This window comes from Streptomyces sp. NPDC047706 (assembly GCF_043204795.1).
Taxonomy (GTDB): Bacteria; Actinomycetota; Actinomycetes; order Streptomycetales; family Streptomycetaceae; genus Streptomyces.
On the sequence record NZ_JBIDCW010000031.1, the window covers coordinates 50,842 to 70,962 of the forward strand.

General features: G+C 72.1%; 16 protein-coding genes and 3 pseudogenes. 12 read left to right on the top strand and 7 right to left on the bottom strand.

What is annotated here, in order from left to right; translation table 11 throughout:
* Positions 1-91 precede the first annotated feature (91 nt).
* The 3 genes from ACGF8A_RS29705 to ACGF8A_RS29715 are packed head-to-tail and all read left to right on the top strand — an operon-like array spanning position 92 to position 4,719.
* Entirely contained in the window at positions 92-1,291 is a 1,200-nt protein-coding gene (locus ACGF8A_RS29705; protein WP_393113296.1) for a CaiB/BaiF CoA transferase family protein, read from the top strand.
* Positions 1,288-2,502, top strand: a complete 1,215-nt coding sequence (locus tag ACGF8A_RS29710) for an acetyl-CoA C-acetyltransferase (protein ID WP_393113297.1) — start codon at positions 1,288-1,290, stop codon at positions 2,500-2,502. The genes ACGF8A_RS29705 and ACGF8A_RS29710 overlap by 4 nt, the downstream gene beginning before the upstream one ends.
* A 33-nt stretch (positions 2,503-2,535) precedes the next feature.
* A complete protein-coding gene (locus ACGF8A_RS29715; RefSeq protein WP_393113298.1) occupies positions 2,536-4,719 on the top strand; it encodes a 3-hydroxyacyl-CoA dehydrogenase NAD-binding domain-containing protein in 2,184 nt (727 codons plus the stop codon).
* Here ACGF8A_RS29715 and ACGF8A_RS29720 read toward each other — a convergent pair.
* Positions 4,705-5,409: a MerR family transcriptional regulator gene (locus ACGF8A_RS29720; protein WP_393113299.1), complete on the bottom strand. Its 705-nt coding sequence runs from the start codon at positions 5,407-5,409 to the stop codon at positions 4,705-4,707. The genes ACGF8A_RS29715 and ACGF8A_RS29720 overlap by 15 nt on opposite strands.
* Before the next feature lie 269 nt (positions 5,410-5,678).
* On the opposite strand from ACGF8A_RS29720, the pseudogene ACGF8A_RS29725 reads away from it, so the two are divergent.
* The 3 genes and pseudogenes from ACGF8A_RS29725 (at position 5,679) to ACGF8A_RS29735 (ending at position 9,297) form a co-directional block, all read left to right on the top strand.
* Positions 5,679-7,145, top strand: a pseudogene (locus tag ACGF8A_RS29725) (amino acid permease).
* 60 nt (positions 7,146-7,205) lie between these two features.
* The gene (locus tag ACGF8A_RS29730) at positions 7,206-7,487 is read left to right on the top strand and encodes a hypothetical protein (protein WP_393113300.1); all 282 of its coding nucleotides are present in this window, start codon (positions 7,206-7,208) and stop codon (positions 7,485-7,487) included.
* A gap of 85 nt (positions 7,488-7,572) precedes the next feature.
* The gene (locus ACGF8A_RS29735) at positions 7,573-9,297 is read left to right on the top strand and encodes a BCCT family transporter (protein ID WP_393113301.1); all 1,725 of its coding nucleotides are present in this window, start codon (positions 7,573-7,575) and stop codon (positions 9,295-9,297) included.
* Between the two features lie 147 nt (positions 9,298-9,444).
* Here ACGF8A_RS29735 and ACGF8A_RS29740 read toward each other — a convergent pair.
* A pseudogene (locus ACGF8A_RS29740) lies at positions 9,445-9,654 on the bottom strand (FAD-dependent oxidoreductase); the annotation flags it as partial.
* Between ACGF8A_RS29740 and ACGF8A_RS29745 the strand changes: the two are divergent.
* Positions 9,645-10,401, top strand: a pseudogene (locus ACGF8A_RS29745) (oxidoreductase); the annotation flags it as partial. The pseudogenes ACGF8A_RS29740 and ACGF8A_RS29745 sit on opposite strands and share 10 nt — an antisense overlap.
* Positions 10,402-10,567: 166 nt before the next feature.
* Complete coding sequence (locus tag ACGF8A_RS29750) at positions 10,568-12,208, top strand: ABC-F family ATP-binding cassette domain-containing protein (protein ID WP_393113302.1); 1,641 nt, start codon at positions 10,568-10,570, stop codon at positions 12,206-12,208.
* Here the strand turns inward: ACGF8A_RS29750 and ACGF8A_RS29755 are convergent.
* The 3 genes from ACGF8A_RS29755 to ACGF8A_RS29765 all read right to left on the bottom strand — a co-directional run bounded on the left by ACGF8A_RS29755 (position 12,205) and on the right by ACGF8A_RS29765 (position 15,529).
* Complete coding sequence (locus ACGF8A_RS29755) at positions 12,205-12,774, bottom strand: putative glycolipid-binding domain-containing protein (protein ID WP_393113303.1); 570 nt, start codon at positions 12,772-12,774, stop codon at positions 12,205-12,207. The genes ACGF8A_RS29750 and ACGF8A_RS29755 overlap by 4 nt on opposite strands.
* A gap of 140 nt (positions 12,775-12,914) precedes the next feature.
* Positions 12,915-15,293: a Tex family protein gene (locus ACGF8A_RS29760; protein ID WP_393113304.1), complete on the bottom strand. Its 2,379-nt coding sequence runs from the start codon at positions 15,291-15,293 to the stop codon at positions 12,915-12,917.
* A gap of 98 nt (positions 15,294-15,391) precedes the next feature.
* Positions 15,392-15,529 (bottom strand): LPFR motif small protein, encoded by a 138-nt coding sequence (locus tag ACGF8A_RS29765; RefSeq protein WP_218512358.1) that lies wholly within the window; start codon positions 15,527-15,529, stop codon positions 15,392-15,394.
* A gap of 143 nt (positions 15,530-15,672) precedes the next feature.
* Here ACGF8A_RS29765 and ACGF8A_RS29770 point away from each other — a divergent pair, with 143 nt between their 5' ends.
* Together ACGF8A_RS29770 and ACGF8A_RS29775 are read left to right on the top strand one after the other, a co-directional pair.
* Positions 15,673-16,632 carry a GlxA family transcriptional regulator gene (locus tag ACGF8A_RS29770; protein WP_393113305.1) on the top strand — a complete coding sequence of 320 codons (960 nt, stop codon included), beginning with the start codon at positions 15,673-15,675 and terminating at the stop codon, positions 16,630-16,632.
* Positions 16,633-16,688: 56 nt separating this feature from the next.
* A complete protein-coding gene (locus ACGF8A_RS29775; protein WP_393113306.1) occupies positions 16,689-17,318 on the top strand; it encodes a DJ-1/PfpI family protein in 630 nt (209 codons plus the stop codon).
* Here the strand turns inward: ACGF8A_RS29775 and ACGF8A_RS29780 are convergent.
* Positions 17,310-18,059: an enoyl-CoA hydratase/isomerase family protein gene (locus ACGF8A_RS29780; RefSeq protein WP_393113307.1), complete on the bottom strand. Its 750-nt coding sequence runs from the start codon at positions 18,057-18,059 to the stop codon at positions 17,310-17,312. The two genes, ACGF8A_RS29775 and ACGF8A_RS29780, sit on opposite strands and share 9 nt — an antisense overlap.
* Positions 18,060-18,127: 68 nt before the next feature.
* Between ACGF8A_RS29780 and ACGF8A_RS29785 the strand changes: the two genes are divergently transcribed.
* A complete protein-coding gene (locus ACGF8A_RS29785) occupies positions 18,128-18,748 on the top strand; it encodes an HdeD family acid-resistance protein (RefSeq protein WP_393113308.1) in 621 nt (206 codons plus the stop codon).
* A 175-nt stretch (positions 18,749-18,923) separates the two neighbouring features.
* Complete coding sequence (locus ACGF8A_RS29790; RefSeq protein WP_393113332.1) at positions 18,924-19,433, top strand: ATP-binding protein; 510 nt, start codon at positions 18,924-18,926, stop codon at positions 19,431-19,433.
* Positions 19,434-19,436: 3 nt separating this feature from the next.
* Here ACGF8A_RS29790 and idi read toward each other — a convergent pair whose 3' ends face one another.
* On the bottom strand, positions 19,437-20,030 hold the full coding sequence (gene idi / locus ACGF8A_RS29795) for an isopentenyl-diphosphate Delta-isomerase (RefSeq protein WP_393113309.1): 594 nt from the start codon (positions 20,028-20,030) through the stop codon (positions 19,437-19,439).
* Between the last annotated feature and the right edge of the window lie 91 nt (positions 20,031-20,121).

Sequence of the window (20,121 nt, forward strand, 5' to 3'; positions counted from 1 at the left end):
AGCGCTTGCTCGTTCAGGCCTTGTGCCCACTGGAACACGTTCTTACCATCACCGGTGTTACATCGGTTGTGTCACAGCGACAGGGGGCTGGATGACCTCGGCAACGACGCCGGCGGCGACGCCGCCACCGCACGGCCCGCTCACCGGCGTGCGCGTGGTCGAGCTGGCCGGAATCGGCCCCGGCCCGTTCGCGGCCATGCTCCTCGCCGACCTCGGCGCCGACGTCGTCCGCGTGGACCGCCCCGGCGGCGCCGGTCTCGCGATCGACCCCGCCTTCGACCTCACCAACCGCAACAAACGCTCGGTGATCGTCGACCTGAAGTCCCCGGACGGCCCCGCCCGCGTCCTGGACCTCGCGGCCCGCGCCGACGTCCTGATCGAGGGCAACCGCCCCGGCGTCGCCGAGCGGCTCGGCGTCGGCCCCGGCGCCTGCCACGCCCGCAACCCCGCGCTGGTCTACGGCCGGATGACCGGCTGGGGCCAGGAAGGCCCCCTCGCCCACCGCGCCGGCCACGACATCGCCTACATCGCGCCGACCGGCACCCTCGGCATGATCGGCCGCCCCGGCGAGGCCCCGGCCGTCCCCGCCAACCTGCTCGGGGACTACGCGGGCGGTTCCCTGTACCTGGTCGTCGGCATCCTGGCCGCACTGCACCACGCCCGCACCACGGGCACCGGCCAGGTCGTCGACGCCGCCATCGTCGACGGCGCCGCGCACCTCTCCGCGATGATCCACGGCATGCTCGCCGCCGGCGGCTGGCAGGACCGGCGCGGCGCCAACCTCCTCGACGGCGGCTGCCCGTTCTACGGCACGTACGAGACGGCCGACGGCCAGTACATGGCGGTGGGCGCGCTGGAGCAGCAGTTCTACGACGAGTTCGTCACGCTGCTCGGCATCGACGGCCATGCCCCGGACCGCAAGGACATCACCCGCTGGGGAGAACTGCGCGAGGCCGTCGCCGCCCGCTTCAGGACCCGTACCAGGGACGAGTGGACGGCCCTCTTCGAGGGCACCGACGCCTGCGTGGGACCCGTCCTGTCGCTGCGCGAGGCCCCGCACCACCCGCACCTGGCCGCGCGCGGCACCTTCACCGGCCACGGCGGCATCACCCAGCCGGCCCCCGCCCCCCGCTTCTCCGCCACCCCGACCACCGTCCGCACCGGCCCGGCCCGGCCCGGCGCCGACACCGCGGACGTGGCCCGCGACTGGGACGTACCGGGCCTGACCGCAGGCGCGCCCGAGCCGTCCCCAGCCCTCTCGAAAGCCCCTCACCGAAAGGCCCCCCAGTGACCACCGAAGCGTACGTCTACGACGCGATCCGCACCCCGCGCGGACGGGGCAAGGCGAACGGCGCCCTGCACGGCACCAAGCCCATCGACCTGGTCGTCGGACTCATCCACGAACTCCGCGACCGCTTCCCGGGCCTCGACCCCGCCGCGATCGACGACATCGTGCTCGGTGTCGTCGGGCCCGTGGGCGACCAGGGCTCCGACATCGCCAGGATCGCCGCGGTCGCCGCCGGACTGCCGGACACGGTGGCGGGCGTGCAGGAGAACCGCTTCTGCGCGTCCGGGCTCGAAGCCGTCAACATGGCCGCGATGAAGGTCCGTTCGGGCTGGGAGGACCTCGTCCTCGCGGGCGGTGTCGAGTCGATGTCCCGGGTGCCGATGGCCTCGGACGGCGGCGCCTGGTTCAACGACCCGATGACCAACCTCGCGGTCAACTTCGTCCCGCAGGGCATCGGCGCCGACCTGATCGCCACCATCGAGGGCTTCTCCCGCCGCGACGTCGACGAGTACGCGGCGCTGTCCCAGGAGCGGGCGGCGAACGCCTGGAAGGAGAGCCGCTTCGAGCGTTCGGTCGTCCCGGTGAAGGACCGCAGCGGCCTGGTCGTCCTCGACCACGACGAGCACATGCGCCCCGGCACCACCGCCGACTCGCTCGCCGAGCTGAAGCCGTCGTTCGCCGACATCGGCGACCTCGGCGGCTTCGACGCCGTGGCGCTGCAGAAGTACCACTGGGTGGAGCAGATCGAGCACGTCCACCACGCGGGCAACTCCTCGGGCATCGTCGACGGCGCCGCCCTCGTCGCGATCGGCTCCAAGGAGGTGGGGGAGCGCTACGGCCTCACCCCCCGCGCGCGGATCGTCTCCGTCGCGGTCTCCGGCTCCGAGCCCACCATCATGCTCACCGGCCCCGCCCCGGCCACCCGCAAGGCGCTCGCCAGGGCCGGGCTCACCATCGACGACATCGACCTCGTCGAGATCAACGAGGCCTTCGCCGCGGTCGTCCTGCGCTTCGTCAAGGACATGGGCCTGTCCCTGGACAAGGTCAATGTCAACGGCGGCGCCATCGCCCTCGGCCACCCCCTCGGCGCCACCGGCGCGATGATCCTCGGCACCCTGGTCGACGAACTGGAGCGCCAGGACAAGCGGTTCGGCCTCGCCACGCTGTGCGTCGGCGGCGGCATGGGCATCGCCACCGTCGTCGAACGCGTCTGACCGGCCCGTCCCAGATCCCGATACGGAGAAGCAATGACCGAGAGCACCACCATCCGCTGGGAGCAGGACGAGACCGGCGTCGTCACCCTCGTCCTGGACGACCCGGGCCAGTCCGCGAACACCATGAACCAGGCGTTCCGGGAGTCCCTCGCCGCGATCACCGACCGGCTGGAGGCCGAGCAGGACTCCATCCGCGGCATCGTGTTCACCTCCGCCAAGAAGACCTTCTTCGCCGGCGGCGACCTGCGTGACCTGATCCGCGTCACCCCGGAGACCGCCCAGGAGCTGTTCGACGGCGGCCTGGCGATCAAGCGCAACCTGCGCCGCATCGAGACCCTGGGCAAGCCGGTCGTCGCCGCGATGAACGGCGCCGCCCTGGGCGGCGGTTACGAGATCGCCCTCGCCTGCCACCACCGCGTCGCCCTGGACGCGCCCGGCTCGAAGATCGGCTGCCCCGAGGTCACCCTCGGCCTGCTGCCCGGAGGCGGCGGCGTGGTCCGCACCGTCCGGCTGCTGGGCATCGCCGACGCCCTGCTGAAGGTCCTCCTCCAGGGCACCCAGTACAGCCCCCGGCGGGCCCTGGAGAACGGCCTTGTCGACGAGGTGGCCGAGACGCCCGAGGAGATGCTCGCCAAGGCCCGCGCCTTCATCGACGCCCACCCCGAGTCGCAGCAGCCCTGGGACAGGCCCGGCTACCGCATCCCGGGCGGCACCCCCGCCAACCCGAAGTTCGCGGCCAACCTGCCCGCCTTCCCCGCCAACCTGCGCAAGCAGACGGGCGGCGCCCCCTACCCGGCGCCGCGCAGCATCCTCGCCGCCGCCGTCGAGGGCTCGCAGGTCGACTTCGAGACCGCCCAGGTCATCGAGGCGCGCTACTTCGTGGAGCTGGCCGCCGGCCAGACCTCGAAGAACATGATCCAGGCGTTCTTCTTCGACCTCCAGGCCGTCAACTCCGGCGCCAGCCGCCCCAAGGGCGTCGAACCCCGCCAGGTCCGCAAGGTGGCCGTCCTCGGCGCCGGGATGATGGGCGCCGGCATCGCCTACTCCTGCGCCCGCGCGGGCATCGAGGTCGTCCTGAAGGACGTCTCCCTGGAGGCCGCCGTCAAGGGCAAGGGCTACTCCGAGAAGCTGTGCGCCAAGGCCGTCGCCAAGGGCCGTACGACGAGGGAGAAGGCCGACGCGCTGCTCGCCCGCATCACGCCCACCGCCGAGGTCCAGGACCTCGCGGGCTGCGACGCGGTGATCGAGGCCGTCTTCGAGGACACCGCGCTCAAGCACAAGGTCTTCCAGGAGATCGAGCAGGTCGTCGCGCCGGACGCGCTGCTGTGCTCCAACACTTCCACGCTGCCGATCACGGCCCTCGCCGAGGGCGTCGAGCGCCAGGTCGACTTCATCGGGCTGCACTTCTTCTCGCCGGTCGACAAGATGCCGCTGGTCGAGATCATCAAGGGCCGGCGCACCGGCGACGAGGCCCTGGCCCGTGCCTTCGACCTGGTCCGGCAGATCAACAAGACGCCGATCGTCGTGAACGACTCGCGTGGCTTCTTCACCTCCCGGGTCATCGGCCACTTCATCAACGAGGGCGTGGCGATGGTCGGCGAGGGCGTCGAGCCCGCGTCGGTCGAGCAGGCGGCGGCGCAGGCGGGCTACCCGGCCAAGGTGCTCTCCCTCATGGACGAGCTGACGCTCACCCTTCCGCGCAAGATCCGCAACGAGACCAGGCGGGCCGTGGAGGAGTCGGGCGGCACCTGGACCCCGCACCCTGCGGAGGCGGTCATCGACCGCATGGTCGACGAGTTCGGCCGCACCGGCCGCAGCGGCGGCGCCGGCTTCTACGAGTACGGGGAGGACGGCGGGCGCGCCGGCCTGTGGCCCGGACTGCGGGAGCACTTCACGCGCGCGGGCGCCGGGATCCCCTTCCGGGACATGCAGGAGCGGATGCTCTTCTCCGAGGCGCTGGACACGGTCCGGTTGCTGGAGGAGGGCGTGCTGACGTCGGTAGCCGACGCCAACATCGGCTCCATCCTGGGCATCGGCTTCCCCGGCTGGACCGGCGGCGTCCTGCAGTACATCAACGGCTACGAGGGCGGCCTGCCCGGCTTCGTGGCCCGCGCGCGGGAACTCGCCGAGCGCTACGGGGACCGCTTCGACCCGCCGGCGCTGCTGGTGGAGAAGGCGGAGAAGGGGGAGCGGTTCAGCGACTCAGCCCGCTCCTGACTCCGTGAGCCACTCGCCCAACTCCTCCTTCAGCGACCGCTGGAAGGTCGTCAGGAGCGCCTGCACGACCAGGGGGTGCATGTGCGCGGAGAGGGACTTCACGTCCTGTGTCCCGCGCTGCGACACCTCACCGAGGAAGAGCTGGGCGAGCTCGTGAGCCGCGGCGCGCGAGTGTTCGATCAGGACCTTGCGCGCCGCCTGGATCGCCTCCTGGGAGAGCGGCACGTCCAGCAGCCGCACACCGAGCCGCAGCAGACCGAGGTCGACGTCGTAGGCGCCGTCGCGGAACCGGACCACGTCCATCGCGGTCAGCCGCTCGATGTCGGCGTCGGGCAGGGCCCGCCCGGCCCGGCGTTCCAGCTCCGTACGCGTGACCCGCTCCACCGTGTCCGGCGCCCAGGAGGCCACCACCGCCCGGTGGATGGCCAGGTCGGGTGCGCTCAGATCCGCCGGCAGCTGCCTCAGATAGCGCTCGATGGCCGCCAGCGTCATGCCCTGCCGCTGCAACTCCTCGATGAGCTCCAGCCGGGCCAGGTGCTCGCGCCCGTAGTGACCCACCCGGCGCGGACCGATCTCCGGCGGCGGCAGCAGGCCCTTGGTGCCGTAGAAGCGCACGGTGCGCACCGTGACGCCCGCCCGGGCGGCCAGCTCGTCGATCGTGAAGGTCGGCTCCTCGGTGTCGGTCGTCATGCGCAGCAGTATCGCTGCCCCACCAGTGCTGTGAAACCTCGTGCGCAGCCAGTGAGCACCCCATGGTGAACCGGAGGTGACGTGGAGATGGATGTGCGATGACCGTGTGAGAAGCAACGCTCTGTGATCCGGGCCACCCTCGGTGGGGCGATTCGTAAGAAAAGGTGCTGCCTTGGTCTGTGCCACGCCACGAGCGAGGTCACGGACCGCAGTCACGTACGGACACCCTGACCCACGACGTCCGGGCGCACCAGAGAGTGGTACCACCCGTGAACAAGGAAGCCGTGGACACGGCCGGAATCACCGCCGGGAACGGGCGGACCACGACGCCCGCGGACGCGGGCGACGCCGGTTACAGCAAGGATCTCAAGGCCCGCCACGTCAACATGATCGCCATCGGCGGCGCCATCGGCACCGGCCTCTTCCTGGGCGCCGGTGGCCGCCTGCACTGCGCGGGCCCGGCGCTCGCGGTGGCCTACCTGGTCTGTGGCGTCTTCGCCTTCTTCGTCGTCCGGGCCCTCGGCGAGCTGGTCCTGTACCGGCCGTCCTCCGGGTCCTTCGTGTCGTACGCGCGCGAGTTCCTCGGTGAGAAGGGTGCCTACGTCGCCGGCTGGATGTACTTCCTGAACTGGTCGACGACCGGTATCGCCGACATCACCGCGATCGCGCTCTACACGCACTACTGGAGCATGTTCACCGACATCCCCCAGTGGGTGCTGGCGCTGATCGCCCTCGCGGTGGTCCTCGCCGTGAACCTGATCTCGGTGAAGATCTTCGGTGAGATGGAGTTCGGGTTCGCGATCATCAAGGTCGCGACGCTGGTGGCCTTCATGTTCGTCGGCATCTTCCTGCTCGCCACCCAGCACGAGGTCGGCGGCACCACGCCCGGTCCGAACGTCATCACCGAGGGCGGCGGGTTCCTCCCGCACGGCCTGATGCCGTCGTCCTCGTGATGCAGGGCGTGATCTTCGCCTACGCCGCGCTGGAGCTGGTCGGTGTCGCGGCGGGCGAGACCGCCGAGCCGGAGAAGGTCGTCCCGCGCGCGGTGAACTCGATCATGTGGCGCGTCGGCCTGTTCTACGTCGGCTCGGTCGTCCTGCTGGCGCTGCTGCTGCCCGGCTCGGTCTACTCGGCCGACCAGAGCCCCTTCGTCACGGTGCTGTCGAAGGTCGGCGTGCCGGCCGCGGGCGATGTGATGAACCTGGTCGTCCTCACCGCGGCCATGTCGTCGCTGAACTCCGGCCTGTACTCCACGGGCCGCATCCTGCGCTCGATGGCGATGGCGGGCTCGGCACCGAAGTTCACCGCCCGCATGAACCGCAGCCAGGTGCCCTACGGCGGCATCCTGCTGACCTGCGCGGTGTGCGTGCTCGGCGTCGGCCTGAACTCCCTCGTGCCGGCCCAGGCCTTCGAGATCGTGCTCAACGTCGCCTCGCTCGGCATCATCAGCACCTGGGTGATCATCATGGTCTGCCACCTGATCTTCGTCCGGCGCGCCAAGGCGGGCCTGGTCGAGCGGCCGCACTTCCGCCTGCCCGGCAGCCCGTGTCACGGAGATCGCCACGATCACCTTCCTGCTGGCCTGCCTCGCCATGATGTGGAACGACCCCGACGTCGGCCGCAAGTCGCTGATGCTCGTCCCGCTGATCGCGGTGGCGCTCGTCGCGGGCTGGTACGGCGTCCGCCGCCGCGTCTCCCGCACGGCGGACCAGGAACTGGCGAACCTCACGAAGTAGCGGGGCACGGCAGGGAGGCGGCCCGGGGATCCAGCACCCCGGGCCGCCTCCGTCGGCCACGTGATCCCGGCCGGACACCGGCTGGCCCTGGTCGTCGCGGGTACCGACAGAAACCTCATCGACCCGCCGGCCGACACCCCGAGCCTGGCCCTGCACCTCTCCCGCGCCTTCGCGCGCGTCCCGCTGACCCGCGCAGCCGCCGCCATCGCCCGCGCCTCCGCGGGCGCGCACGCGGGCGCATCCGCAGCGGCCGAGTCGACCGGCGTACGGGATCCGCGCACCGCGGCGCCTTCCGGAGGGAAGCCGGTGATCCGCGCGGCGTGTCCCGGCACGGGCCGATGAAACAGGCCTAATTTCCGCCACATGGGTAGGGGCGACACGGAGGCACCCCCTGTGACCTCCGTGGCTCTGAAGAAAGGTGCCGCCCGTGACGAATGACCGACCACGCGACCACGACCGCCTGGCAGGTGACGCACTGCCGGGATCGGAGGCGGGTCTCCCCGGGAGGGGACGGCCCCGGACCGACCGGATCGTGTTCGGGGTCACAGCCGTGCTCACACTGGCCTTCGTGGTCTGGGGCGCGGCCGCGACGGACTCCCTGGAGAGCGTCTCCAGCGGCATGCTCAGCGGCCTGATCCACAACGGTGGCTGGGCGTTCATGCTGGCCGCCTCGGGGTTCGTCGTGTTCGCGCTCTGGCTCGCGGCCAGCCGTTACGGGCGGATCCACCTCGGCGCCGAGGGCGAGGAGCCGGAGTTCCGCACGGTGTCATGGGTCGCCATGATGTTCAGCGCGGGCATGGGCATCGGCCTGATGTTCTACGGCGTGAGCGAGCCGCTGGCGCACTACGGCACGCCGCCGCCGGGCACGTCCCCGGCCGACTCCGGTCAGCGCATGGAGACGGCCATGGCCACCACCCTGTTCCACTGGACGCTCCACCCGTGGGCGATCTACGCCGTGGTCGGTCTCGCCATCGCCTACAGCACCTTCCGCAGGCGCCGCCGTCAGACGATAAGCGCCGTCTTCACCCCGCTCATCGGCAGGAGACACGCGAACGGCACCGCGGGCCGGGTCATCGACATCCTGGCGATCGTCGCGACGGTCTTCGGCTCCGCCGCCTCGCTGGGGCTCGGCGCGCTGCAGATCGGCTCCGGGGTGCAGGAGCTGGACTGGATGGACGAGGTGAGCACCGGGCTGCTCGTCACGATCATCGCGGTGCTGACCCTGGCGTTCGTCGCCTCCGCCGTCTCGGGTGTGGAGAAGGGCATCCAGTGGCTTTCCAACACGAACATGGTGCTGGCGCTGGCGCTTGCCCTGTTCGTGTTCGTCGCGGGTCCCACGGTCGTCGTCCTCGACCTGCTGCCCACCTCGGTCTTCTCCTACCTCGGTGACCTGCCGCAGCTCGCGGGCCGCACCGAGGCGAGCGGCGGCGAGGGCGTCGCGGACTGGCTGGGCAGCTGGACCGTCTTCTACTGGGCCTGGTGGATCTCCTGGACGCCGTTCGTCGGCATGTTCATCGCCCGTATCAGCCGGGGCCGCACCATCCGGCAGTTCATCGGCGGTGTCATCCTCGTGCCCAGCTCGGTCAGCCTGGTCTGGTTCGCCGTCTTCGGCGGCTCGGCGATGAAGATGCAGCAGCAGGGGCGGCTCGCCGACGAGTCCACTCCCGAGGGCCAGCTCTTCGCCGTGCTGCGGGAGTTCCCCGTCGCCACGGTCACCAGCCTGCTGGTGATGATCCTCGTCGGCATCTTCTTCGTCTCCGGTGCCGACGCCGCGTCGATCGTCATGGGCACCCTGTCACAGAAGGGCGCGCTCGAACCGTCCCGCCTGGTCGTGGTGTTCTGGGGCGTGGTCACCGGGGCGGTCGCCGCCATCATGCTGCTCGTCGGCAGCGGTGAGGGCGACGCGCTGACCGGTCTGCAGAACCTGACGATCCTCGCGGCGGCCCCGTTCGTCGTCGTGATGATCTTCATGTGTGTCGCGCTCATGCGCGACCTGCGCCGCGACCCGGTCATCGTCCGCAACCAGATGGGCTCGGAGGCGGTCGAACTGGCCGTCATCGAGGGCCACAAGAAGTACGACGGCGAGTTCGCCCTGCGCATCGGACCGGGCCGCGGCCCGGACGTGGAGGGCGACCCGATCGGCAAGCACTGACCCACGCCGGGTGCCCACGTCAGGAGGGGGCGGCCAGCCGTGCCGCCTCCTCCGCGCGCACTGACCCACGCCGGGTCCCCGCGTCAGGAGGGGGCGGCCAGCCGCGCCGCCTTCTCCGCGCGCACTGACCCACGCCGGGTCCCCGCGTCAGGAGGGGGCGGCCAGCCGCGCAGCCTTCTCCGCGCACGCCCACGCGACGGTCACGCCCGCACCTCCGTGACCGTAGTTGTGCACCAGCACCCGCCCGCCCGGCAGTGGTTCGCGCTCCAGGCGCACGGCGTCGCGCACCGGCCGCAGCCCCACCCGGTGCTCCAGCACCCGCGCCCCGGCGACCTCCGGCCGCAGGGCCGCGCGCCGACCTCGGGTGCGGCGCGGTGACCGCGGTGATCGAGCGGGCCGGCGACGACTACGTGTGGCGGGACTTCGCCTGGCAGACCGCCGACCAGGCCGACCTGGAGCTGAACGGCTACCGGGGAATCGGCCCGTTCCGCTTCCGCGGCGACGCATACCGCACGGCGCTGAACTCCCTGCTGGACTCCGAAGGCCCCGGCGGCCGCCGTCGCGTCCTGCTGATCGGCGCCCGCGTCGCCCCTGCTCGCCAAGCTCGCCGCCGCCCTGCGCACCGTCGGCGTCGGCGCCGACATCACCCGCGACGCCGACGGTGTCCCCGCCGACGAACTGCGCGGCTACGGAGCCGTCATCTTCGGCCCGGGCACCGGCGAGGCGGAGCGGGCGGCGGTACGCGGGGCCTTCGAGCGCGCCGGGGTCGCGGGGGTCTACGCCGACGGACTCGCCCCGATCGTCCCGCTGCTCGTCGCCCAGATCGAGCACGCCCTCGGCCGCGGCCCGGCCGAGCAGCGCCGCCTCACCCGCCTGGTCGCGGCCGGCGGTGAGGCGGGCGTCGAGGTCACGTCCGCGTGCCGGGTCCGGCTCACCGTGTACCGCCGCGACCGGCTCTCCCGCACCCACGTCCACGAGGTCTTCGACGGCCTGCTCGAACCGGGCCCGCACCGTATCCCGCTCGATGCGAAGGCCGCGCGGGGCGAGTCGTACGTGGTGGCCAGGACGGCGGGAAGTGTGCTGGTGACGGCGAGGGCACGCTGAGGGGCCGAGGCGGCCGGCGGCCTGCCCGGGGGCCGGCCGTGCCTGTCCGGCAGTTCCCGTCCGCCGGACGGCGCCACGCACGCGCTCCCGTCCCACCTCACCCCCTCCCGCCGCCCTGCGGGCGACGACGAGATGTGTCGGACAGGGCCCTAGAATCGGCGGTCTGATGACTGCCACCCTCGTCGCCAAGAACCTCGCCGCCGGCCACGGCGACCGCGCGCTCTTCACCGGCCTCGACCTGGTCGTCGCGCCCGGCGACGTGATCGGGCTGGTCGGAGCCAACGGCGCCGGGAAGTCCACGCTGCTGCGGATGCTCGCCGGGCTCGACACCCCGGAGCAGGGTCAGCTGCGCCTGTCCCCGGCCACCGCCACCGTCGGGCACCTGCCGCAGGAACCGGAGCGGCGGCCGGGCGAGACGGTACGGGAGTTCCTGGCCCGCCGCACCGGCGTCGCCGAGGCCCAGCGCGCCATGGACGCCGCCACCCAGGCGCTGGTCGACGGGGCGCCCGGCGCGGACGACGCCTACGCCACCGCTCTGGAGCGCTGGCTCGGCCTCGGCGGCGCCGACCTCGACGAGCGCGCCGAGGAGGTCGCCGACTCGCTCGGCCTCGCCGTCGGCCTGGACCAGCCCATGACCTCCCTGTCCGGCGGCCAGGCCGCCCGCGCCGGCCTCGCCTCACTGCTGCTCTCCCGCTACGACGTCTTCCTTCTCGACGAGCCCACCAACGACCTCGACCTCGACGGCCTGGAGCGCCTCGAACGCTTCGTCGGCGGCCTGCGCGCCGGCACGGTCGTCGTCAGCCACGACCGCGAGTTCCTCACCCGCACCGTCACCAAGGTCCTCGAACTCGACCTCGCCCAGCAGCAGATCAACCTGTACGGCGGCGGCTACGCGGCCTACCTGGAGGAGCGCGACCTGGCCCGCCGGCACGCGCGCGAGGAGTTCGAGGAGTACGCCGACAAGAAGGCGGCCCTGCAGGACCGGGCGCAGATGCAGCGGTCCTGGATGGACAAGGGCGTGAAGAACGCCCGGCGCAAGGCGGGCAACGACAACGACAAGATCGGCCGCAAGTTCCGCAGCGAGGCCAGCGAGAAGCAGGCCGCGAAGGCCCGGCAGACCCAGCGCATGATCGAACGGCTGGACGTGGTCGAGGAGCCCCGCAAGGAGTGGGAGCTGCGCATGGAGATCGCCTCGGCACCGCGCTCCGGCGCGGTCGTGGCGACCCTGCGCGACGCCGAGGTCCGCCGGGGCGACTTCACGCTCGGCCCGGTGTCCCTCCAGATCGACTGGGCGGACCGGGTCGCGGTCACCGGCGCCAACGGAGCGGGCAAGTCGACGCTCCTCGGGGCGCTGCTCGGCCGGGTGGCGCTCGACGCCGGGCACGCCGCGCTGGGCTCCGGCGTGCTGGTCGGCGAGGTCGACCAGGCCCGCAAGCTGTTCCACGGTCCGGAGACCCTGCTCGACGCGTTCCACCAGGCGGTTGCCGATACCGAACCGGTCGAAGTACGCACGCTCCTGGCCAAGTTCGGCCTGAAGTCGGACCATGTCCTGCGTCCGGCGGCCACCCTCTCGCCCGGCGAGCGCACCCGCGCCGCACTCGCCCTCCTCCAGGGCCGGGGCGTCAACCTGCTGGTCCTCGACGAGCCGACCAACCACCTCGACCTGCCCGCCATCGAGCAGCTGGAGTCGGCCCTCGACGCCTACACCGGCACCCTGCTGCTGGTCACCCACGACCGCCGCATGCTCGACGCGGTCCACGTCAGCCGCCGGCTGGAGATCGCGGACGGCAAGGTGACCGAACGCTAACGAGGGGTGAGCCGCGTCGCCAGCTCCGGATAGTCGACGACGAGGCCGTCCGCGTCGAGGTCGAGATCGCTGCGGAAGTCCCCCGACGCGTAGCGCACCCGCCCACCGCCGTCCGCGCCGCCGAGGTGCGTATAGGTCTGCACCGAGGGCCGCACGGCCAGGTCGGGCACCGACACCCAGGCCATCAGGAACTCCCGTTCACCGGCCGCCCGGTGCAGGCCGTGCCGCAGCACCGGCATGGTGTTGGTCAGGGGACACAGGCCGAGGTCGCAGTCGAGTGCCCCGTGCACCTCCGGCAGCGGCTCGCCGTCGGCGGTCCATCCGCCCCGCCCGTCGTGCCGCAGCTCGAGCGTCCGCGTCACCTCGGGAGTCTCGGTGGTCACCCGCAGCAGCCGGGTCACGTACCCGTCCCCGGTGTCGAGTTCGTACCACACCCAGTACGGCTCCGGATCGGTCCCCACCGCCCGCCCCCGCGCCCGCAGCGTCCGCCCGTCGAACACGACCCAGGCGGTCTCGTACCCGTGGCTCGCCATAACGTCCCAGGTCACCGCACGCGAAGTGGTCATGTCGCCACTCTATGGGCAAGGCGCCGGCGGACGCCCCGCCACGACACAGGCCACTGCGCGGCGACCGCCCGACGCGCACCACGGCAGAGGCCCGGACCTCGCATCCGCGAAACGTCCGGGCCGCACCATGGGGGACAACCTCAGCCCCGCCCGCCCCGCTTCGGGTCGAGCAGGCCCGCGCGGCGCAGGGCGTCGGCCATCGCGCTGTTGGCCGGAGCCGGTGCCTGGCGGGCACCGCCGCCCTGGCCACCGCCACCGCCGCGACCGCCCTGCCGCTGCTGCGGCGGCCGCCCGCCCCGCGGCTGGCGGCGTTCGCCGGAACCCCGCTCCTGGGGCGCGGCCTCGTCGTCGAGGCGCAGGGTGAGGGAGATCCGCTTGCGCGGAATGTCGACGTCGAGGACCTTCACCTTCACGATGTCGCCCGGCTTGACGACATCCCGCGGATCCTTGACGAACGTCCTCGACATCGCGGACACATGCACCAGACCGTCCTGGTGGACGCCGACGTCGACGAACGCCCCGAACGCGGCCACGTTGGTGACCACGCCCTCCAGGACCATGCCCGGCTGAAGGTCGCCGAGCTTCTCGACGCCTTCCTTGAACGTGGCCGTCCTGAACGCCGGGCGCGGGTCACGCCCCGGCTTCTCCAGCTCCTTGAGGATGTCGCCGACCGTCGGCAGACCGAAGGTCTCGTCCACGAAGTCCTGCGGCCTCAGCGACCGCAGCACACCCGTGTTGCCGATCAGCGCGGCCACCTCCTGGCCGGTGGTCTTCACCATCCGCCGCACCACGGGGTACGCCTCGGGGTGCACGCTGGACGCGTCCAGCGGGTCGGTCCCGCCCCGGATGCGCAGGAAGCCGGCGCACTGCTCGTACGCCTTGGGCCCGAGCCGCGCCACCTTCTTCAGCTCGGAGCGCGAGGTGAACGGCCCGTTGGCGTCCCGGTGGGCCACGATGTTCTCCGCGAGCCCGGAGGAGATGCCCGACACCCGCGAGAGCAGCGGCGCGGACGCGGTGTTGACGTCGACACCGACGCCGTTCACACAGTCCTCGACCACCGCGTCCAGCGAGCGCGACAGTTTCACCTCGGACAGGTCGTGCTGGTACTGGCCGACCCCGATCGACTTCGGGTCGATCTTCACCAGCTCGGCGAGCGGGTCCTGGAGCCGGCGCGCGATGGACACCGCGCCGCGCAGCGACACGTCCATGTCGGGCAGTTCCTGCGAGGCGAAGGCGGAGGCCGAGTACACGGACGCGCCCGCCTCGGACACCATCACCTTGGTGAGCCTCAGCTCCGGGTGCCTGCCGATCAGTTCACCGGCGAGCTTGTCGGTCTCGCGGGACGCCGTGCCGTTGCCGATCGCGACCAGCTCGACCGCGTGCTCCTTGGCGAGCCGGGCCAGCTTCGCGATCGCCTCGTCCCACTTGTTGGCCGGGACGTGCGGGTAGATGACGTCGGTGGTGACCACCTTGCCGGTGGCGTCCACGACGGCGACCTTCACACCCGTACGGAATCCGGGGTCCAGGCCCAGCGTGGCGCGCGTGCCCGCCGGAGCGGCGAGGAGCAGGTCCCGCAGGTTCGCCGCGAACACGCCGACCGCCTCGTCCTCGGCCGCCGTGCGCAGCCGCAGCCGGAGGTCGATGCCGAGGTGGACCAGGACCCGGGTCCGCCAGGCCCAGCGGACGGTGTCCTTCAGCCACTTGTCGCCGGGACGCCCGCGGTCCGCGATACCGAACCTGCCGGCGATGATCCCCTCGTACGACGAGGGCCCCTCGACCGGCTCCTCCGGCTCCAGGACGAGGTCGAGGACCTCCTCCTTCTCGCCGCGCAGCATCGCGAGGATCCGGTGCGAGGGCAGCTCCGTGAACGGCTCGGCGAAGTCGAAGTAGTCAGCGAACTTGGCGCCCGCCTCCTCCTTGCCCTCCCGCACCTTCGCGGCCAGCCGCCCCCGCACCCACATGCGCTCACGCAGCTCGCCGATGAGGTCGGCGTCCTCCGAGAACCGCTCGGTGAGGATCGCCCGGGCGCCGTCCAGGGCCGCCTGCGGGTCGGCCACGCCCTTGCCGGCGTCGACGAACGCGGCCGCCGCCGCGAGGGGCTCGACGGACGGATCACCGAGGAGCCCCTCGGCCAGCGGCTCCAGACCGGCCTCACGGGCGATCTGCGCCTTCGTACGCCGCTTGGGTTTGAACGGCAGGTAGATGTCCTCCAGGCGCGCCTTGGTCTCCGCGCCCCGGATCTGCGCCTTCAGCTCGTCGGTGAGCTTGCCCTGCTCGCGCACCGACTCGAGGATCGCCGTGCGCCGCTCCTCGAGCTCCCGCAGGTAGCGCAGCCGCTCCTCGATCGTGCGCAGCTGCGCGTCGTCGAGCATCTCGGTCGCTTCCTTGCGGTAGCGGGCGACGAAGGGCACCGTCGAACCGCCGTCGAGCAGCTCCACGGCAGCCTTGACCTGCCGCTCCCGTACGCCGAGTTCCTCGGCGATCCTGCCTTCGATGGACCCTGCGAGGGGTGTCGTCACGTTCCCGTACCGCCTTCTCCACTTCGGGTTGCGCGGCAATTGTGGCAGGTGGCACCGACAAGAGGGGACCAGGGCGGGAAGTGGCGGGGCGGCGGTTCTCAGACCCGGCGCGCACCACGCCGGCCGGACCCGGAGGCTCCGCCGAGGAGGCGGGCGACGGCCCGGAACGGCAGCGTCACGACCGTGGCGACGGCACCGCCGATCTGGCGCAGAACATCCGCGATGGCACGGAACACGTCGTTCCCCTTTCGTTGGTGGTACTCGTCCTTCGCCTGCCGAGTACCTCGTCCTCGGCCGCCCATGCCGATCAAGGTGATGGCAGGAAAGGTGGGGAGCTCGTCATTGCGGCCGCACCCCGGGCAGGCGAAGAATCGCCTTTATGGAGCAACGAACCGTTCTGTTCGTCCTCTTCGACGGCGTGCAGAGCCTCGACGTCACCGGCCCCGTGGAGGTCTTCGCGGGCGCCGAGCACCACACGCCGGGGACGTACCGCATCCGTACCGCCTCCCCGGACGGCGCCCCGGTCCGCACCTCCAGCGGGCTGACCCTCGTACCGGACGGGTCTCTCGGCGGTGCACCCGAGCCGCACACCCTGGTCGTCCCCGGCGGCGAGGGCACCCGCCTGCCGCAGCCGCGTCTGACCGACTGGCTGCGCGCGCACGGGCCGACCGCTGCCCGCCTGGTGTCCGTGTGCACCGGGTCCCTCCTGCTCGCCGCGGCGGGTCTGCTGGACGGCCGCCGCGCGACGACCCACTGGCTGTTCTGCGACAAGCTCGCCCGGGACCATCCGGCCGTCGAGGTCGACCCCGACCCGATCTACGTCCGGGACGGGCACGTCGCCACCTCCGCCGGTGTCACCGCCGGCATCGATCTCGCGCTGGCCCTGGTCGAGGAGGACCTCGGCCGGGAGGCCGCCCTCACCATCGCCCGTCATCTCGTGGTCTTCCTGCGCCGCCCCGGGAACCAGGCCCAGTTCAGCGCGCAGCTCGCCGCGCAGACCGCTTCCCGCGAGCCGTTGCGCGAGGTCCAGCGGTGGATCACCGAGCACCCCGCCGACGACCTGACCGTGCAGGCGCTCGCCGCCCGCGCGCGGCTCTCCCCGCGCCACTTCGCCCGAGCCTTCCGCGCCGAGACCGGCACGACCCCGGGCCGCTACGTCGACCGGGTCCGGCTCGAACACGCCCGCCGTCTGCTGGAGGACACGGCCGACGGAATCGAGGAGATCTCCCGTGCCGGCGGCTACGGCACGCCCGAGGCCATGCGCCGCGCCTTCCTGAAGGCACTCGGCACCGGACCGGCGGAGTACCGCCGCCGCTTCCGTCCCTCACCGGCCCCTTGACCACGAGCCGCACGGGCGCCACCCACCCGCTCACCCCATGAAGGAAGGGACCATCGATGCAGATCGCCATCGTCCTCTACGACGGGTTCACCGCCCTGGACGCCGTGGGCCCCTACGAGACCCTCGGCCGGCTCCCGGACACGGAGACCGTCTTCGTGGCCGAACGCACCGGCCCCGTGCGCACCGACACCGGCAACCTCGCCCTGATGGCCGACCGGACCCTGGCCGAGGTGCCGCGTCCCGACATCGTGGTGGTCCCCGGTGGTCCCGACCAGGCTCCGCAGACGGCGAACGGCGCCCTGCTGGACTGGCTGCGCGCCGCCGACACGGGCACCACCTGGACGACGTCCGTGTGCACCGGCTCCCTGATCCTGGCCGCCGCCGGACTCCTCCGGGGCCGCCGGGCTACCTCCCACTGGCTGACCCTGGAGGAACTGAGGCCCTTCGGCGTGGAGCCCACGGCCGAGCGGGTCGTCCTCGACGGCAAGTACGTCACCGCCGCAGGTGTCTCCTCGGGCATCGACATGGGGCTGACGCTGCTCGGCAGGATCGCAGGCGACGAACACGCCCAGGCCGTCCAGCTGATGACGGAGTACGACCCTCAGCCGCCCTACGACGCGGGCTCCCCGCTGAAGGCGCCCGCGCACCTCGTCGAGATGTTCCGGGCGCAGGCCGCGTCAGCCTGACGGGGTCCAGGTGAAGTGCGGCGGCCGGCGCTCCAGGAAGGCGGCGACGCCCTCCGCGGTGTCGGCGTTGCCGCGCGCCAGCTCCGCCCAGTGGGCGTCCCGGTCGGCGCGCCCGTCGGCGAACTCCTTCGCCGCGGCCTGTGTCAGCTGCGAGCGGGACGCCAGGATCCGGGTGAACTCGGAGACCCTCTTGCCGAGTTCACCCTCGGGCAGCACCTCGTCGACGAGCCCGCTGCGCAGCGCGCGATCGGTGCCGATCAACTCGCCCGAGTACAGCAGGTACTTGGTGGTGGCCGGACCGACCAGCGACACCAGCCGCCGCGTCGCGGAGGCCGGGTAGACGATCCCCAGCTTCGCCGGTGTCACCCCGAACAGCGCGCCGTCCTCCGCGAACCGCAGGTCGCACGCCGCCGCGAGCTGCGCCCCGCCGCCCACGCAGTGCCCGCGGACAGCCGCCAGCGTCGGCTTCGGAAACGCCGCGAGCGCCTCCTCGGCCAGGCCGGCCAGCCCCTGTGCCTCGGCGGGCGAGTCCCGCAGCGTGGAGATGTCGGCGCCCGCGCAGAACGTGCTGCCCTCACCCGTCAGCACCAGCGCCCGCACCCCCGGGTCGTCCGCCAGGGCGTCCAGCAGCTCGGGCAGCGCCCGCCACATCGCGGCCGTCATGGCGTTCCGCTTGGCCGGATGGGCGATGACCACGGTGGCGACCGAGTCGGCGACCTCGTGCAGCAGCTGGGGCTCCATAGGGCGGATGCTAGCCGTACGCCCGCTCCGTACGATCGACGAGGGGACCCTGAGAGGAGGCGGTCGCGATGGCCGCAGGCGCGAAGGACGAGAAGGCGAAACTCCGGCGTGGCTTCGGCCGGCTGGTCGCTCTGGGCGTGCTGCTGGTGATCGCCGGTCTGGTCGGGCTCGTCTACACCGGCGTGGCCACCCTGACGTCCATGCTGCTGTTCGGCTGGCTGCTGCTGATCGGCGGCGTGGTCGGCCTGCTGCACGCCATCGAGGGACGCGGCAGCAACTTCTTCTGGCTCGCGGCGATCGTCGCCGCCCTGAACATCGCGGCGGGTGTCGTGGTGCTGAGGAGCCCCGACGCGGCCGCCGACGCCCTGGCGATGTTCGCCGCGCTGCTCTTCCTCGCCGCCGGGCTCTTCCGGCTGGTCGGCGGCCTGGTGGTGCGCGGCCCGCAGTTCGGCTGGACGCTGCTCCTGGGCGCCTTCGACCTGTTGCTGGGTGTCCTGGTGCTGGCCTCCTGGCCGAGCAGCAGCCAGTACGTCATCGGCACCTTCTTCTCGCTGGCCCTGCTCTTCGACGGCCTGGGCCTGATCGCCACCGGCTTCGGCGGGCGCCGGATCGTCGGCATGGTGGAGGAGGCCGGCGGAGGCGGTGAGGGGTCCCCGGGGGACACCACGAAACCCGTACAAGCCGAATAGTTCGGAAAGTCGGCACCGGTGGGACAGGATCCAGTCCCACATCTGACGGGGTCATACGCAGGCGGTCAGAAGCGTTCGATAGTCGCTGACTTCTGTTCAGTTCTCCGGCGGGGACCGGTGCGGTACCAACACTCGACGTGTGGTGACAATCGAGCACAAGGGTGGCGACCGGACCATGGACGACCACGGGCGCGGGCCCGCCCCACGCCCCGAAGGCGGCACAGACGCTCCCGTCGAGCCGAGGACGCGCGATCCACTGCCCTACGAGGGCGTATGGCGGTTCACCGCTCCCGCAGTCGACGCCTCGGTCCCGCAGGCCCGGCACGCCGTCCGGGACCTGCTGCGGCGTCAGCGGGTGCCGGTCTCGGACGACGTCGTCCACGGACTGCTGCTGATCGTCTCCGAGCTGGTCACGAACGCCGTACGGCATGCGGCGGTGCTCTCCCCGATGCTCGCCGTGGAGGTCGCCGTCGGCGCCGAGTGGGTGCGTGTGTCCGTGGAGGACAACCACCCCTATCGCCCGACCGCCCTGGAGACCGACCACGGCCGGACCGGCGGCCGTGGCCTGCTGCTGGTGCGGGAGGTCACCCGCGAGACGGGCGGGGTGTGCGACGTCGAGCACACCGCGAGCGGCGGCAAGGTGATCTGGGCCGCCCTGCCGCTGGCCCCCGCCCGGCTGCTCTGAGACTCACCAGCCCTCGGACGGACCGGTCAGCTCCCTGATCGCGGGACGGGCCGCGTCCAGCACCGTCGTGAACCAGGCCGAGAAAGTGTCCTTTGCGTGCCGCTCGGCCAGCTCGGACGGGGTGACGAAGGCCGTGGCGTGCACCTCCTGGGCGTCCGGCCGCAGCGGTGCCTGCACCAGTCCGACGAAGAGGTGGTTGTACTCCTGCTCCACCAGGCCCGAGGCGGGGTCCGGGTGGTTGTAGCGCACGGTGCCCGCCTCGGCGAGCAGGGACGGGGAGACGCCGAGCTCCTCGTACGTCCGGCGGGCCGCCGCCGCGAACGGGGCCTCACCGGGATAGGGGTGGCCGCAGCAGGTGTTGGACCAGACACCGGGGGAGTGGTACTTGCCCAGCGCCCGCTGCTGGAGCAGCATCCGGCCGTACTCGTCGAACAGGAACACCGAGAACGCCCGGTGCAGCCGGCCCGGTGGCTGGTGGGCGGCGAGCTTCTCCGCGGTACCGATCGTCCGGCCGTTCTCGTCGACCAGTTCCAGCAGGATCGCTTCCGCGGTGCCGTTCGACGAGCTGTCCGTCGCGGTGGCAGGTGTGATCGGCATACCCATCCTTCGCCTCGTTCCTCGCGCCCCAGTCTGCCGTACGAATCCGGCACTCCCGGCACTTCCCGGCGCGTCGGCACCGGAAGAGGGC

Bases quoted from the DNA above. Each gene is read 5' to 3' on its own strand.
- ACGF8A_RS29705 (WP_393113296.1), top strand. From the start codon at position 92: ATGACCTCGGCAACGACGCCGGCGGCGACGCCGCCACCGCACGGCCCG.
- ACGF8A_RS29715 (WP_393113298.1), top strand. From the start codon at position 2,536: ATGACCGAGAGCACCACCATCCGCTGGGAGCAGGACGAGACCGGCGTC.
- ACGF8A_RS29720 (WP_393113299.1), bottom strand. From the start codon at position 5,409: ATGACGACCGACACCGAGGAGCCGACCTTCACGATCGACGAGCTGGCC.
- ACGF8A_RS29750 (WP_393113302.1), top strand. From the start codon at position 10,568: ATGACTGCCACCCTCGTCGCCAAGAACCTCGCCGCCGGCCACGGCGAC.
- ACGF8A_RS29755 (WP_393113303.1), bottom strand. From the start codon at position 12,774: ATGACCACTTCGCGTGCGGTGACCTGGGACGTTATGGCGAGCCACGGG.
- ACGF8A_RS29770 (WP_393113305.1), top strand. From the start codon at position 15,673: ATGGAGCAACGAACCGTTCTGTTCGTCCTCTTCGACGGCGTGCAGAGC.
- ACGF8A_RS29775 (WP_393113306.1), top strand. From the start codon at position 16,689: ATGCAGATCGCCATCGTCCTCTACGACGGGTTCACCGCCCTGGACGCC.
- ACGF8A_RS29780 (WP_393113307.1), bottom strand. From the start codon at position 18,059: ATGGAGCCCCAGCTGCTGCACGAGGTCGCCGACTCGGTCGCCACCGTG.
- ACGF8A_RS29785 (WP_393113308.1), top strand. From the start codon at position 18,128: ATGGCCGCAGGCGCGAAGGACGAGAAGGCGAAACTCCGGCGTGGCTTC.
- ACGF8A_RS29790 (WP_393113332.1), top strand. From the start codon at position 18,924: ATGGACGACCACGGGCGCGGGCCCGCCCCACGCCCCGAAGGCGGCACA.
- idi (WP_393113309.1), bottom strand. From the start codon at position 20,030: ATGCCGATCACACCTGCCACCGCGACGGACAGCTCGTCGAACGGCACC.